Genomic DNA, 14743 nt, shown 5'->3' with positions numbered 1-14743 from the left:
CGCCTCCTATAAGTTTGGTTTTTCTTTATGGAATGTTGTTTCTTGTTCAAATGCGTGTGCTACTTTGTATAGTAAAGATTCTTCAAAGTAATTACCGATAATTTGTAATCCTACCGGTAATCCTTCTGAAAATCCACAAGGAACAGAAATAGCTGGTACGCCTGCTAAGTTAATTGGAACAGTTAAAATATCATTGGAATACATTGTAATTGGATCATTAATCATCCCGTCAATTTTAAATGCAGTTGTCGGGGAACTTGGGCCAATAATGACATCGTAGTTTTTAAACACGTCAACAAAATCTTGTTTAATTAACGTACGTGCTTGTTGTGCTTTTTTATAGTAAGCATCGTAATAACCAGAACTTAATGCGTATGTTCCAAGCATAATACGACGTTTTACTTCATCACCAAAGCCTTCAGAACGTGTTTTTGTATAAAGTTCTTCTAAAGTAGTCGCGTTTGGAGAACGGTATCCGTAACGAACGCCGTCAAAACGAGAAAGGTTAGAAGAAGCTTCACTGGATGCTAAAATGTAATAACTTGCTACACCGTATTCAGAATGAGGTAAAGAAACTTCATCCCAAGTAGCGCCAAGTTTTTCGAGTGTTTTAAGTGCATCTAACACAGCTTGTTTGACACCAGGATCCACGCCTTCACCAAGGTATTCTTTTGGAACACCGATGCGTAAGCCTTTAATATCACCTGTTAAGCTATCTGAGAAACGTTCTACTGGTTGGTTAATCGATGTAGAATCATTTGCATCTAAACCAGAAATCGCTTCTAATAAATAAGCGTTATCTTCTACATTTTTTGTAATTGGGCCGATTTGGTCTAAAGAAGACGCAAAGGCAATTAAACCAAAACGAGATACACGGCCATATGTAGGTTTCATTCCGACTACCCCACAAAAAGCTGCTGGTTGGCGAATCGATCCACCAGTGTCACTACCAAGCGAGAATAATACTTCGCCTGCTGCAACTGCGGATGCGCTACCACCTGAAGAGCCACCAGGAACTCTTGATAAATCCCATGGGTTATGTGTTTTATGGAAGTAAGATGTTTCTGTAGAAGAACCCATCGCGAATTCATCCATATTTAATTTTCCGATATTAATCGTTTGCGCGTTTTTTAATTTAGAAACTACCGTCGCATCATAAATTGGATCGAAGTTTTCTAAAATTTTGCTTGCTGCTGTTGTACGTAAGTTTTTAGTTACGATATTATCTTTAATACCGATAGGAAGACCAGCCAGCATATTGTTCGGATCAATTCCTGCATCACCAAGCTCTTCTGCTACACCAAGAGCTGTTTCTTTGTTTAAAGTAATAAATGAACCGACTTTATCCTCTACTGCTTCAATACGGTTAAATGATTCTGTTACTAAATCAAAAGGTGTGATTTCTTTTTTTACTAATTTATCATGTAATTCTTTTACTGAAAAATCAAATAAGCCCAAAATATTTTCCCTCCTTAGCGTGTTTATTGTTCCATTATTGTTGGTACTTTGAACATGCCGTCTTGTTGATCCGGCGCATTTTTCAGTACTTCTTTACGATCAAGGCCTTTCGTTGCTATGTCTTCACGTAACACATTCGATACATTGATTGCATGGCTTGTTGGCTCTACATTGTTTGTATCTAGTGTATTTAATTGCTCCACTAGCTCAATAATTTTACCAAGCTGACCAGCAAAAGCAGTTGCTTCTGTTTCTGATACTTCTAGTTTGGCAAGATTTGCTACTTTTTCTACTGTTTCTTTGGATATATTTGACAAAATGCCATCCTCCTTTTTAGTGGTACTTTCTATGCGGTAGTGCTTCCCGCCTTGCTAAATGGGAAGAACTGTCCTCTCCTGCATAATTATACAACAGGAAAGAACAATTCGCATTGTTTTTTATTAATCATAAATGTGAGCAGTAGCTGCGTCTTCATTTGCTTTTCTAGTAATTAATGCAGCTGGACCGTCTGATGTAGAAATATTGACTTGTAAATCAGCTGTTTTAGGAATATGTTGTCCTACTAAATCTGTTACATATTGTGTAAAGCCAATAATTTCCGCTTGCCCATAAAATTGCAATGGAATATCAATACTAAGTTCTGCTAATTGCCCGTCTTCATATCTAGCGCGACCAACTACACCTGTAAAGTTCGGGTAGTAATCTTCAATAGCTTTTTTGAAGTTCAGGAAATTATCATTGTCAGTTTTGTGATCTTTTGCAGATTCAGTGGAAGGTAAAACGTAATTTTTTTCTTCCACATCTTTCCAACTGGATAAGCTGTCACCGTTTGCTGTTGCATAAGTAAGAAAATTACCTGGAGCTACAGCATCACGTGGACCTTGTTTATAAATAGCAATCGTAACTGGAACATTTTCTAACCCTTTTGTTTGGCGAATTCGGTTCAATACAGTACCAGACATTTCTTTACCTTGTGCTAGTAAATCGCTGTCACTGATTTCTTGTTCAAAAGTGTCGCCGTATTGTTCTTTTTGATAGTAATCAACTGAATTCATTGCCAGCGCGATTGAAATCCCACCAAGCGCTACAGTATCTTTATCTGTTTGTTTTAAATAATCTTGTTCTAAAATGTGAGCTAAATAAATTGGCTTACGATCTTTTCCGTCGCCATTACTTTCTGGATTTAAACCATTAGGATTTTTTTCACTTTTTCGGTCTAACCATTTTTCTAGTGTTTCCTTGTCCAAATACTGCCCCTCTTGGAAAAGATAATTGTCTGGCGAATATTTATTTTGGGAAACTCGCATTAAACCAGATTCTAACTCGTTAATATCGTATCTTGAGTAAATATTCGATACTACAAGTCCACGAGATTTACTTGCTTTGTACGGTAATACCGTTTTGTAATAATTGGATGAAATTTGATTTTTTGTCATGATGCCCGTTTCTGCTTTTTTATCATCTTTTTGTACCACTTTATCGTTTGAGTCGAGTTTTGGGGCACAGCCAGAGAGAATAAGCGTTAAACCGAGCGCTGCAATTATGAGTTTTTTCATTCGTTTAATCCACCTTCGTCTGGTAAGTACTCTATTAAGTCTTCTTCGGACCAAATAGGAATTGCTAGTTCTTCAGCTTTGGCTAGTTTAGAACCAGCATCACTGCCAGCTACAACAACATCCGTTTTCTTACTGACGCTTCCAGAAACATTTCCGCCGAGTGATTCGATTAATGCTTTTGCATCGTTTCGTGTTAATTTTTCCAGTTTTCCAGTTAAAACAACTGTTTTCCCTGCAAAAACAAGCTCCTCTTCGGACATGTTTTCTAGTTTTGGCCCTGTATAGGTCATATTGACGCCAGCCCTTTTTAGTTCTTCCAGTAAATCATGTACTTCTTCATTCGCAAAATAAGTCACAATGCTATCTGCCATTTTTTCCCCAATGTCATTAATACTTGTCAGTGTTTCTTTGTCTGCTATTTTCAAATTATCCATTGTTTCAAAATGAACTGCAAGCGATTTGGCTGCTTTAGCACCAACATGGCGGATTCCCAAGCCAAAAAGTAATTTTTCAAGCGAATTTTGTTTACTTGCTTCGATGGATGCCAGTAAATTGGTTACTGATTTCTCACCCATTCTTTCTAATTCTAACAGTTTCTCTTTCGAAAGGAAAAACAAATCTGCAACATCTTTAATTAAATGCATTGAAAATAGCTGAATAATAACTTTTTCTCCAAGGCCATCGATATTCATCGCATTTCTTGAAACAAAATGGATAAGCCCCTCTTTAATTTGAGCTGGACACTTAGGATTAATACATCTTAGTGCTACTTCTTCTTCTAAGCGAACAAGTTCACTATCACATGTTGGACAGTTTTTTGGCATATGGAAAGGTTTTTCACTACCAGTACGTTCTTCGGTAATGCTCTTAATCACTTCAGGAATAATATCGCCAGCTTTTTTAATTAAAACGGTATCGCCAATGCGAATATCTTTTTCTGTAATTAAGTCTTCGTTATGAAGTGACGCACGGCTAACTGTAGTTCCTGCAACTCTTACTGGTTCTAACACCGCTGTGGGAGTTATTACGCCAGTTCTGCCAACGTTTAATTCAATATCAAGCAGTTTAGTGGGTACTTCTTCTGCAGGAAATTTATAAGCAATTGACCATCGTGGTGATTTAACTGTTGTCCCCATTTGGCGTTGTTGTTCTAAATTGTTTAATTTTAAAACGATACCATCAATATCGTAAGCTAAACCAGCTCGTTTTTCCGTCCACTCGTCAATGTAAGCATATACTTCCTCTAAATTACTGCAAAGTCTACGCTCTTTATTGACTTTAAGGCCTAGTGTTTCAAGCATATCTAAGCCCGCGCTATGTGTTTCAACACCCATTTCACCAAAATCAGCTACTGCATAAAGGAAAATATCAAGGTTTCTAGATGCAGCAATTTTTGTATCTAATTGACGAAGTGAGCCAGCCGCTGCATTTCGCGGATTTGCAAATAACATCTGGCCTTCTTCTTCGCGTATTTCATTTAATTTTTGGAAGGAACGTTTTGGCATAAAAGCTTCACCGCGGACTTCAATGGAATAAGCTTTTTTCAGTTTCATTGGGATAGAACGAATCGTGCGTAAATTAGCAGTGATGTCTTCACCAACTGTTCCATCACCTCGCGTAGCACCTTGTTTATACTTACCATTTTCGTATTGAAGTGATACAGCTAGTCCGTCAATTTTCAGTTCGCACATATAACTAATGTCATCACCAACTTTATCGCGGATACGGCGGTCAAAATCAGCCAAATCATCGCGATTAAACGCATTGGCCAAGCTTAACATTGGTGTGTCATGTTCTACTTTTTTAAAACCTTCTAAAACTTCTCCGCCTACTCGTTTCGACGGGGATTCAGGTGTAACCCATTCTGGATGCGCTTCTTCTATTTTAAGTAGTTCTTGCATCTTTTGATCGTATTCGGCATCTTCTACTGTTGGATTATCAATTACATAATAATCATAGCTGTATTGATCAAGTATGTTTATTAGTTCTTCATACCGTTTTTTATCAGCCATTTCTTCACCTGCTTTTTCCAAATTTATACTTTTTCAATTGGCGCAAATTCTGCGAGCAATCGTTTGACTCCAGTTGGGCTTGGGAATGCAATATCAAGTTCCATTCCGCTACCTTCTCCTTTGACACTTACGACTGTTCCTACGCCCCATTTCTTATGACTAGCTTTATCGCCGACTGTCCAACCGAGTGTTTCCGCTCCAGAAGATTTATAGGCAGTAGTTGCTTTTTGCGGCATGCGCGGTTTGGCATACGGTTTATCAGCTGTTAATTTATTTTCGTTACCTAATTCTAGTAAGTCACGAGGAATTTCGCCAATAAAACGAGATTCTTGGTTGGATGATGGACGACCGTAAAGCATACGGGAATACGCGCTCGTTAGGAAAAGTTCTTCTTCTGCTCGAGTGATACCAACGTAAGCAAGTCGGCGTTCTTCTTCCATTTCTTCTTCTTCATAAATGGCTCTAGAATGTGGAAAAATCCCTTCTTCCATCCCAACTAAAAAGACAACTGGGAATTCTAGCCCTTTGGCAGAGTGAAGCGTCATCAGCGTCACCGCACCGTTTTGTTCTTCATTATCTTCTTCTAACTTATCAACGTCAGCAACCAGTGCTAAATCCGTTAAGAATGCGAGTAATGTTTTATCGTCATTTTCTTTTTCAAAGTTTTGTGTAACAGATAAAAACTCATCGATATTTTCTAAGCGAGTTTGAGCTTCAATAGTTCGTTCGTTTTTCAGCATTGCTCGGTAACCTGTTTTTTCGAGAATTTCTTCTACAAGTTCAGTTACAGATAGGAAATCTTGCATTTGGGTGAATCCGCGAACCAAATCATGGAAAGCAACTAAATCTTTGCTTATTTTAGCAGAAATCCCGGCTAATTCAATGCGATTAAGTACTTCAAATAAGCTTAAATCGTAAGCCGCGGCAACATTGTTTAGTTTTTCTAATGTGCCTGGTCCAACTCCGCGTTTTGGTACGTTGATGATACGTGTCAGACTAATATCATCCTCATTATTACTAATAAGTCGTAAATAAGCCAAAATGTCTTTAATTTCTTTTCTGTCATAGAATTTCGTACCGCCGACCATTGTGTAAGCCATATTTGACTTCATGAAATATTCTTCCATTACACGGGACTGGGCATTGGTTCTATAAAGAATCGCAAAATCAGAAAGCGGACGACTCGAATTATTTACTTCTTCTTGAATTTTCATAACGACGTAAGCCGCTTCTTCTTTCTCAGTTAACGCCTTATGGTAAAAAATCTTCTTCCCTTCCGCATTACTAGTCCAAAGATTTTTTGGTTTACGATTGCCGTTATTTTCGATTACACGGTTCGCCGCTTCTAAAATACGTTTGGTCGAACGGTAATTCTCTTCTAGCAAAATGGTTTTGGCGCTCGGGTAATCTTTTTCGAAAGACATAATATTACTAATATCTGCCCCTCGCCAGCCGTAGATTGATTGGTCAGAGTCACCAACGACACATAAATTCTTAAATCTAGAGGCAAGTAGTTTTACAAGTAAGTACTGCGCGTGGTTAGTATCTTGGTACTCATCCACGTGAATGTATTGAAACTTGCGCTGATAATATTCTAAAACATCTGGAACACGTTCAAATAATTGAATCGTCACCATAATTAAATCATCAAAATCGAGCGCTTGATTTTTCTTAAGTTTCTTTTCATATTTTTCATAGACTTCGCCGACCATTTTATCGTAGAAACCACTTGCTTCTTTTATATATTCGCTTGCAGTTATAAGTTCGTTTTTTGCATTGCTAATAGAAGCTAAAATACCTCGTGGCTCAAACTTCTTAGGGTCGACATTCTTTTCTTTTAAAATGCCTTTAATAACCGATAATTGGTCACTTCCATCTAAAATAGTAAAATTGCGTTCGTAGCCAATCCGGTCTATATCACGACGTAAAATTCTTACGCACATGGAGTGAAAAGTGGAAATCCAAATTGATTCCGCTTCTCCGCCCATTAAATTACCAATCCGTGATTTCATTTCACGCGCTGCTTTATTGGTAAACGTAATCGCTAAAATATTATAAGGATTCACGCCACGTTCTCTTACTAAATAAGCGATGCGATGGGTTAAAACACGTGTTTTACCACTCCCTGCACCAGCCATAATTAATAAAGGTCCTTCTGTACTTTCTACTGCTTTTCGTTGTTCTGGGTTTAATCCGTCAACTAATTCTTTTGCATTCAATTGCATTCTCCTATACACCACCATACAAACATTTGTTCTTATTTTATCATACTACACTTTATAATCAAACCGTTTTCTTCCTAAAAATAGTTGCGGTTTCTAGTGCTTTTTCTAAATCCTCATAAATAATATTGCCCACAATAATCGTATCCGCGTACTTCGCCATTTCAGCAGCTTGTTCTTTGGAACGGATTCCGCCACCATACCAAAACTCGGTGTCGCTTAAAACTTCACTTACTTTTCTTACTGCTTCTGGATCGCCGTACATCCCGCTATATTCGACATAAAAAATCGGCAGACGAAATATATTCTCTGCTAATCGCGCATAAGCAATAATATCTTCATCCGTTAAGTCTGTTTTCGCTTCTGTTAAATGGGCAACTTTTGCGTCTTTATTTAAAATAACATAACCTTCTGATGTGATTCGCTTCCAAGGAATAAATTCCCCTAGTTCCTTGATTAACTCTTTGTGTAAACCGTGCGTCCATTTACTATTTTCTGTATTTAATACGACTGGAATTAAAAAATGTTCTGCTTCTGGTAAAATCATGGATTCATCGCTTACTTCAAGGAAAATCGGCAAATCTGTTTCAGTTAATAATTCATACAGATTTTCGACTGCTTCTATTTCTAAATTATCTGTCCCACCAATGATAAATCCATCGGTTCCAGAATGAATGAGCTTTGTGACACTATTACGAGGTAAATTCTTTGCTGGGTCTAACTTGAATAAATGCTTCATATGCTCCTCCAATTCTCTATAATGGGATATCTTATTATAGCATTAGTTACATTTCATCGCACCCTTACAATAGGAAATTTTAACTTTTTTTAAGCTTTTTTTACGACTTCTTGTTGGGATAGCTTTTATTTTATGGTATGATGAGGAAAATTTGATTTTATTATGACTTCTAGAGTATTGACATAGAAAAAAGGAAATGGGGATATTATGCAAGAAAACAGAGAAGAATGGGGCTCAAAAGTCGGATTTATTTTAGCATCCGCTGGGTCCGCAATAGGAATTGGCGCAATTTGGAAACTGCCTTATGTGGCTGCAACTGCAGGAGGTGGCGCATTTTTCTTATTGTTTTTAGTTTTAACCTTACTTGTAGTCATGCCACTTTTGATTGCTGAGTTTGTTATTGGACGAGGTTCTGGTGGGGATGCGGTTCAAGCTTATAAAACGCTCGCACCTGGAACGAAATGGAACTTAATTGGAAAATTAGGCGTAGTTGGCGCAAGTATTTTATTTTCATTTTATAGTGTCGTTGGCGGTTGGATTATTACTTATTTAATTAAAACGCTCGCTGGTGGAATTGCCGGTGAAAACCAAGCGACTTTACTCCATGATTTTCAAGTGACGACAGCCAACCCATGGATTTCGGTTGGTGCGACAATTTTCTTTATTTTACTCAATGTGATCGTTATTAGCCGCGGAGTTGTTAGCGGAATTGAAAAAATGAGCAAGTTTATGATGCCCGCGCTTTTTATTTTATTTATAGTGTTAATTATCAGGTCCTTGACACTACCTGGTGCAATGGAAGGTGTCGCATTTTTCTTACGACCCGATTTTAGTCATTTTACTGCTCAAACGGTTCTTATTACACTTGGTCAGGCGTTCTTTTCACTCAGTGTGGGGATTTCGGTGATGGTTACGTATAGTTCTTATTTGAACCGTTCGACTAGTTTACCTCAGTCGGCGATTTCGGTTTCGCTTATGAATGTGTTTGTTTCGTTACTTGCTGGGTTAGCTATTTTTCCAGCGGCATTTTCGTTTAACATTACGCCAGATGCAGGTCCGGGGTTATTGTTTGTTATTTTACCCTCGATATTTAATCAAATGCCGTTTGGGATGTTGTTCTTTATTATTTTCTTGATTTTATTCTTATTCGCCGCATTAACGTCTAGTTTCTCGATGCTTGAAGCAACTGTTGCTCCGCTGATGAATGCGGGCGTTAATCGTAAAAAGGCTAGTCTTTGGATGGGGCTTGTGATTGTGTTAATGGCAATTCCAAGTGCGCTTAGTTTTGGTGTTTGGAGCGATGTTCAGATTTTTGGACTAAGTATTTTTGATGCTGCCGATTATCTTGTGTCGAATATTATCTTGCCAGTTGGTGCTTTATTTATCGCTATTTTTGTTGGTTACCGATTACCTCGTGAATTACTTTTAAAAGAATTTACATCAAGCAGCCATTTTGGCAAAAAGGTTTTTATTATTTGGCTCTTTCTCATTAAATATATTGCACCAATTGCGATTATTTTTGTCTTTCTCTCAGCGACCGGTTTAATTGATTTTCTGTTTTAACAAAAAAAGCAATCCGCTAATTTCTTAGCGAGATTGCTTTTATTATATTGCCATCAGTACGATACTTGTCACACAAATCAGGATTCCACTTAGGCCAATCGCCGTTCCAATTGCTCGTTTTTCTCTAACATTAGCAAGCGTCGTGAAGATAAAACAAATAATAAAGACCCAGTGCCACAGTAAAGAAAAATCAAGCCCAGTTCTAGTGGAAATCATATTAATCACAAAATAAATAACTGCAAGAGCAAGAATAGAGATGATTACAATCTGATAGGTTTTACTATTAAACTTTTTCAATATTAATCCCTACCAATCTTATTCTGGCTTTGTCATTCTTGAAAATACGACATCGTACATATCATTGCCATAATGAAGTGAACGTTTTACACGTGAAATTGTTGCTGTACTTGCACCTGTTTCAGATTCAATCACATTATACGTTTTTCCATCATGAAGCATTTTTGCTACTTGGAAACGTTGAGCCATGGATTGTATTTCGTTCACAGTACAAACATCATCAAAAAAAGCATAACATTCTTCTAAATTCTCGAGCGTTAAAATCCCTTGGAAGAATTCATCCAATCCTTGTCCACGCAACTTCTCTATTTGCATATCTTTACCTCCAAATAATCTCATATATCCTACTTTCATATTTTAACGTACCAACGCGTAAAACACAAACGTTTCTCTTTACGAAATAAACAAAAAAGTACTATCCAAGCAATTTGCTTAAAGATAGTACTTTTTATTATTCTGCCTTTGTTCCAATATCCATTCGGTAAAAGAAATTTGGATTATCTAGTTTTTGCATTTCTGGATACAGTAAAGTCCGGGCATCACTCATGGTTTCAGCTTCTTTTGCTAGTAATAAAACGCGACCGCCACTTGAGACAAATTCCCCGTTTTCATTTTGTTTTGTTCCCGCATGATAAATGGCGACATCCTCTCTAATATCATTTAAGCCAGTGAGTTTATTTCCTTTTTCATAATGTTCTGGGTAACCGGCACTTGCTAAAACGACACCGAGCGTAATTCCTTCTTTTTTAAAGCGAACTTCTGGTTTTTCGTTGTTGAGTAAAGCTGCTATAAGTGCTGCAAAATCACTTTCTAAACGAGGCAATACGACTTGTGTTTCCGGATCACCAAATCGCGCGTTAAATTCAATTACTTTTGGCCCATCTGTCGTTAAAATAAGACCTGCATAAAGAATTCCGCGGAAGTAGCGATCTTCTTGCACCATTCCTTTTGCAGCGGGGCGAAGGATTTTTTCAACAGCTTCATTCACTACATCTTCTAAAATATGTGGTACTGGTGAATAAGCACCCATGCCACCAGTATTAGGTCCTTTATCGCCTTCATAAGCACGTTTATGATCTTGTGCAATCGCCATTGGATACACTTCTTCCCCGTTTACAAAAGCCATCAAGGAAAACTCTTCGCCAGCTAAAAAGTCCTCTATAACGACTTTGAGAGATGCGTCACCGAATTTTTCTTCTAACATCATATCTTTTAACGCAAGGACAGCTTCTTCCATCTCTAAAGCTACTGTGACACCTTTTCCAGCGGCTAATCCGTCTGCTTTAATAACGATTGGTACACCGCGTTCATCCAAATATGCTTTAGCCTCCGCATAATCAGTGAAAGTTCTTGAGGCAGCAGTGGGAATGGCATATTTCTCCATAAATTGCTTGGCGAAGTCTTTACTACCTTCAATTAAAGCCGCATTTGCTTTTGGTCCGAAAGCTTTGATTCCCGCTTCTTCAAACGCATCTACCACCCCTTCTAAAAGAGGTACTTCAGGTCCAACGATGACAAAGGAAACGTCTGCTTTCTTGGCAAAATCAATCAAACCAGCTTTATCTGTTTCGGAAATAGCAACTAATTGAATATCATCTAAACGCATTCCGTCATTTCCGGGAGCGCAATATACTTTTTCAACATTGTTTGATTCTAGTAATTTTTTACTAATAGCATGTTCTCGACCGCCGCTACCAACTACTAATAAATTCATTTAATGACACGTCCTTTTTATGAGGATTAATGTTTGAAATGGCGTACATGTGTTAGAACCATGGAAATACCATATTTATCAGCCATTGCAATTGATTCTTTATCTTTGATTGATCCACCAGGTTGAATAATCGCCGTAATGCCTGCTTTTGCCGCAGCCTCAACTGTATCATCCATCGGGAAAAAGGCATCGGAGGCAAGTACAGCACCTTTTGCTTTTTCACCAGCTTGTTCTAGCGCAATCAATGCTGAGCCGATTCGATTCATTTGACCAGCGCCAATTCCAAGCGTTTGTTTGTCTGAGCCAACAACAATCGCGTTTGATTTGACATGTTTGACAATTTTCCACTGAGCAAGTAAAGCTTTCATTTCTGAGTTGGTTGGTTGTTTTTCTGTCACTACTTCATAACTAGTTGTATCTTCTACAAGAGCGTCGTTCGCTTGGATAAGAAGTCCACCGTTAACAGATGTTTTCTCAAAACCTTCCACATTACCCGCAAATGGAACAGTTAACAAACGAATATTTTTCTTTTTCGCTAAAATCGCAAAAGCTGCTTCGGAAAAACTTGGTGCAATGATAATTTCTAAGAAAATTTTACTCATATGTTCTGCTGTTTTCGCATCAACTTCTTTATTTAAAGCAACAATTCCACCAAAAATAGATATTTCATCTGCTTCGTAGGCTTTTAAATAAGCTTCTTCAATAGTTTCACCAACGCCAACTCCGCATGGATTCATGTGTTTTACTGCAACTGCCACTGGTTCTTTGAATTCACTAGCAATTTTAAGTGCCGCATCTGCATCGCGAATGTTGTTATAAGATAACTCTTTACCGTGCAACTGTTTCGCAGCACTAATCGAGTTTTCAACCGCACGTGGTTCTGTATAAAAAGCTGCATCTTGGTGAGGATTTTCACCGTAACGCAAAACTTGTTTTCGATTGTAAGTTAATGTTACTTTTTCTGGGAAAGTTTCACCGGTAACATCCGTTAAGTACTCTGCAATTAAAGCATCATAAGCTGCTGTGTGTCGAAATACTTTAGCAGCAAGACGTTGGCGTGTTTCAAAAGTAGTTGCGCCGTGTTCTTGTAGTTCTGTAAGTACTGTATCGTAGTCCGCTGTATCAACCACAACAGTTACCGCCGCATAATTTTTCGCAGCAGAGCGTAACATTGAAGGTCCGCCAATATCAATGTTTTCAATCGCTTCTTCTAAAGTAACACCAGGTTTTTGAATCGTTTCTTGGAAAGGATACAAATTAACAATGACTAAATCAATTGGCTTAATATCATGTGCAGCAATTGCTTCCATATGTTCCGCCGTATCACGTCTTGCAAGCAAACCACCATGAATAGCTGGATGAAGCGTTTTTACTCGGCCATCAAGCATTTCTGGAAATTCGGTAACTGCTTCAATTCCCGTAACCGGTACGCCAGCTTGTTCGAATGCTGCTTTTGTTCCACCAGTTGAAATAATTTCTACACCAAGTTCTACTAATTTTTCTGCAAATGGCACGATGCCGTTTTTATCTGATACACTTATAAGCGCTCTTTTCATGATAATTAATCGTTCCCTCCATTTTGAATTAATCCTCGAATCACTTTTGGATAAAAAATATGTTCTACTTGATGAATTTTTTCAGCTAAACTATCTGCTGTTTCTGTTTTAGCTACCACTACTTTGACCTGGTCAATCATTGGTCCTGTATCCATCCCGGCATCCACAAAATGAGCTGTAACACCGGTTTCTGATACTTTCGCTTCGATAGCTTGACCAATCGCATCTTTCCCTTTGAATGCAGGTAATAACGACGGATGCAAGTTAACAATTTGCTCAGGGAATTCCGCAAGTAACGTAGGCCCTATCAAGCGCATATAACCCGCAAGCACTAATAAATCAATTTCCAAACCGCGCAGTTCTAATAAAATTTCGGTTTCAAAAGCCTCTTTATCCGGATAATTTTTCACATCAAATAGGAAAACTGGAATATTTTGCTTGTTTGCGCGTTCTACAACATAGGCATTTGGTTTATCACAGACAAGTAGCTTCACATGAGGCTTAATAAGCTCATCATCTACTAAAGCTTGAAAATTCGAGCCATTACCAGAAGCAAAAATAGCTATATTCATCCTTTTGCGCCTCCGAAAATAACGGCATCATCAGAACGCGTTGTTACTTCTCCAATAACATAAGCCGCTTCCCCGTTTTGAACGAGTACTTCTAATGTTTTTTCGACATCCTCTTTCGCAACTGCCAACACCATTCCGATACCCATATTGAAAATCTCATACATTTCAAGTTCGCTCAATTGACCGTATTTTTTCATTAAGTCAAAAATTGGAAGAACCGGCCACGAACCAAGCTCCACTTTAACAGCCAAATCATTTGTTAACATTCGTGGTAAATTCTCTACAAATCCGCCACCTGTCACATGAGTAATACCGTGAACATCCACTGCTTTTAAAACTTCTAAAACTGGCTTCACATAAATACGTGTCGGCTTAAGTAACTCTTCCACAAGTGGCACATCTAGTTCCGTGAACGCTTCATTTAACTTAAAGTCATTGTCTTTAAAGAAAATTTTTCGGACTAGTGAGTAACCATTACTATGAATTCCGCTCGATGGAATACCAATGAGAGTATCTCCGGCTTTAACTGCACCTTCTGTAATCAGTTTCTTTTTCTCGACAGCTCCGACAGTAAAACCTGCTAAATCATAATCATCTGCCCCGTACATATCGGGCATTTCAGCAGTTTCCCCGCCAATTAAAGCCGCCCCAGCTTGTTCACAACCATCAGCTACCCCTTTAACAATTTGTTCCATTTTAACAGGATCTGTCTTCCCTGTTGCGATATAATCTAAGAAAAATAATGGCTCGGCACCTTGAGCTAAAATGTCATTCACGCACATTGCCACGCAGTCAATCCCAATCGTATCATGCTTATCTGCTTCAATAGCCAAAAGCAATTTTGTTCCAACACCATCTGTACCAGAAACAAGAACGGGTTCTTTTAAATTCAAACTACTTAAGTCAAACATTCCGCCAAAAGAACCAAGGGCACCCATTGCGCCCATCCGCTCTGTTCTAGCTACATGCTTTTTGATGCGCTCGACTACTTGATAGCCAGCATCTACGTCCACGCCTGCTTTACTATATGCATTCTCTGCCATTCGATTTGTCA

Annotated in this window: 13 protein-coding genes; 1 reads left to right on the top strand and 12 read right to left on the bottom strand. The window is 38.3% G+C overall.

Features of this window, described 5'->3' with window-relative positions:
• Positions 1 to 6: 6 nt before the first annotated feature.
• The 6 genes from gatA to OC533_RS14150 form a co-directional block, all read right to left on the bottom strand.
• The gene (gatA, locus tag OC533_RS14175; RefSeq protein WP_010990995.1) at positions 7 to 1458 is read right to left on the bottom strand and encodes an Asp-tRNA(Asn)/Glu-tRNA(Gln) amidotransferase subunit GatA; all 1452 of its coding nucleotides are present in this window, start codon (positions 1456 to 1458) and stop codon (positions 7 to 9) included.
• A gap of 23 nt (positions 1459 to 1481) precedes the next feature.
• On the bottom strand, positions 1482 to 1775 hold the full coding sequence (gene gatC / locus OC533_RS14170) for an Asp-tRNA(Asn)/Glu-tRNA(Gln) amidotransferase subunit GatC (protein ID WP_194324143.1): 294 nt from the start codon (positions 1773 to 1775) through the stop codon (positions 1482 to 1484).
• 123 nt (positions 1776 to 1898) lie between these two features.
• Positions 1899 to 3014 (bottom strand): CamS family sex pheromone protein, encoded by a 1116-nt coding sequence (locus OC533_RS14165; protein ID WP_003762831.1) that lies wholly within the window; start codon positions 3012 to 3014, stop codon positions 1899 to 1901.
• Positions 3011 to 5026 carry an NAD-dependent DNA ligase LigA gene (gene ligA / locus OC533_RS14160; protein WP_010990996.1) on the bottom strand — a complete coding sequence of 672 codons (2016 nt, stop codon included), beginning with the start codon at positions 5024 to 5026 and terminating at the stop codon, positions 3011 to 3013. The genes OC533_RS14165 and ligA overlap by 4 nt, the downstream gene beginning before the upstream one ends.
• A 23-nt stretch (positions 5027 to 5049) precedes the next feature.
• Positions 5050 to 7245, bottom strand: coding sequence for a DNA helicase PcrA (pcrA, locus tag OC533_RS14155; RefSeq protein WP_010990997.1), 2196 nt, complete (start codon positions 7243 to 7245; stop codon positions 5050 to 5052).
• 64 nt (positions 7246 to 7309) lie between these two features.
• Positions 7310 to 7987, bottom strand: coding sequence for a heptaprenylglyceryl phosphate synthase (locus tag OC533_RS14150; RefSeq protein WP_194324145.1), 678 nt, complete (start codon positions 7985 to 7987; stop codon positions 7310 to 7312).
• 207 nt (positions 7988 to 8194) lie between these two features.
• On the opposite strand from OC533_RS14150, the gene OC533_RS14145 reads away from it, so the two are divergent.
• Positions 8195 to 9550, top strand: a complete 1356-nt coding sequence (locus OC533_RS14145) for a sodium-dependent transporter (RefSeq protein WP_185485102.1) — start codon at positions 8195 to 8197, stop codon at positions 9548 to 9550.
• A 42-nt stretch (positions 9551 to 9592) separates the two neighbouring features.
• On the opposite strand, the gene OC533_RS14140 is transcribed toward OC533_RS14145, so the two are convergent.
• The 6 genes from OC533_RS14140 to purM form a co-directional block, all read right to left on the bottom strand.
• On the bottom strand, positions 9593 to 9847 hold the full coding sequence (locus OC533_RS14140; RefSeq protein WP_194322901.1) for a hypothetical protein: 255 nt from the start codon (positions 9845 to 9847) through the stop codon (positions 9593 to 9595).
• An 18-nt stretch (positions 9848 to 9865) separates the two neighbouring features.
• Positions 9866 to 10162, bottom strand: a complete 297-nt coding sequence (locus OC533_RS14135; protein WP_003720075.1) for a YerC/YecD family TrpR-related protein — start codon at positions 10160 to 10162, stop codon at positions 9866 to 9868.
• Positions 10163 to 10298: 136 nt separating this feature from the next.
• Positions 10299 to 11561, bottom strand: coding sequence for a phosphoribosylamine--glycine ligase (gene purD, locus OC533_RS14130; RefSeq protein ID WP_194324147.1), 1263 nt, complete (start codon positions 11559 to 11561; stop codon positions 10299 to 10301).
• A 26-nt stretch (positions 11562 to 11587) separates the two neighbouring features.
• Positions 11588 to 13117 carry a bifunctional phosphoribosylaminoimidazolecarboxamide formyltransferase/IMP cyclohydrolase gene (gene purH, locus OC533_RS14125; protein ID WP_185571227.1) on the bottom strand — a complete coding sequence of 510 codons (1530 nt, stop codon included), beginning with the start codon at positions 13115 to 13117 and terminating at the stop codon, positions 11588 to 11590.
• A gap of 5 nt (positions 13118 to 13122) precedes the next feature.
• Positions 13123 to 13689, bottom strand: coding sequence for a phosphoribosylglycinamide formyltransferase (purN, locus tag OC533_RS14120; protein WP_003762851.1), 567 nt, complete (start codon positions 13687 to 13689; stop codon positions 13123 to 13125).
• Positions 13686 to 14732, bottom strand: a complete 1047-nt coding sequence (gene purM / locus OC533_RS14115; protein WP_003769067.1) for a phosphoribosylformylglycinamidine cyclo-ligase — start codon at positions 14730 to 14732, stop codon at positions 13686 to 13688. The genes purN and purM overlap by 4 nt, the downstream gene beginning before the upstream one ends.
• Positions 14733 to 14743: the final 11 nt, after the last annotated feature.

Origin of the sequence: Listeria sp. Marseille-Q6474 (assembly GCF_946902005.1) — a bacterium.
Lineage (GTDB): Bacteria > Bacillota > Bacilli > Lactobacillales > Listeriaceae > Listeria > Listeria innocua.
The sequence above is the reverse complement of the archived record's forward strand: the minus strand, read 5'-3'. Positions and strand labels throughout refer to the sequence as shown.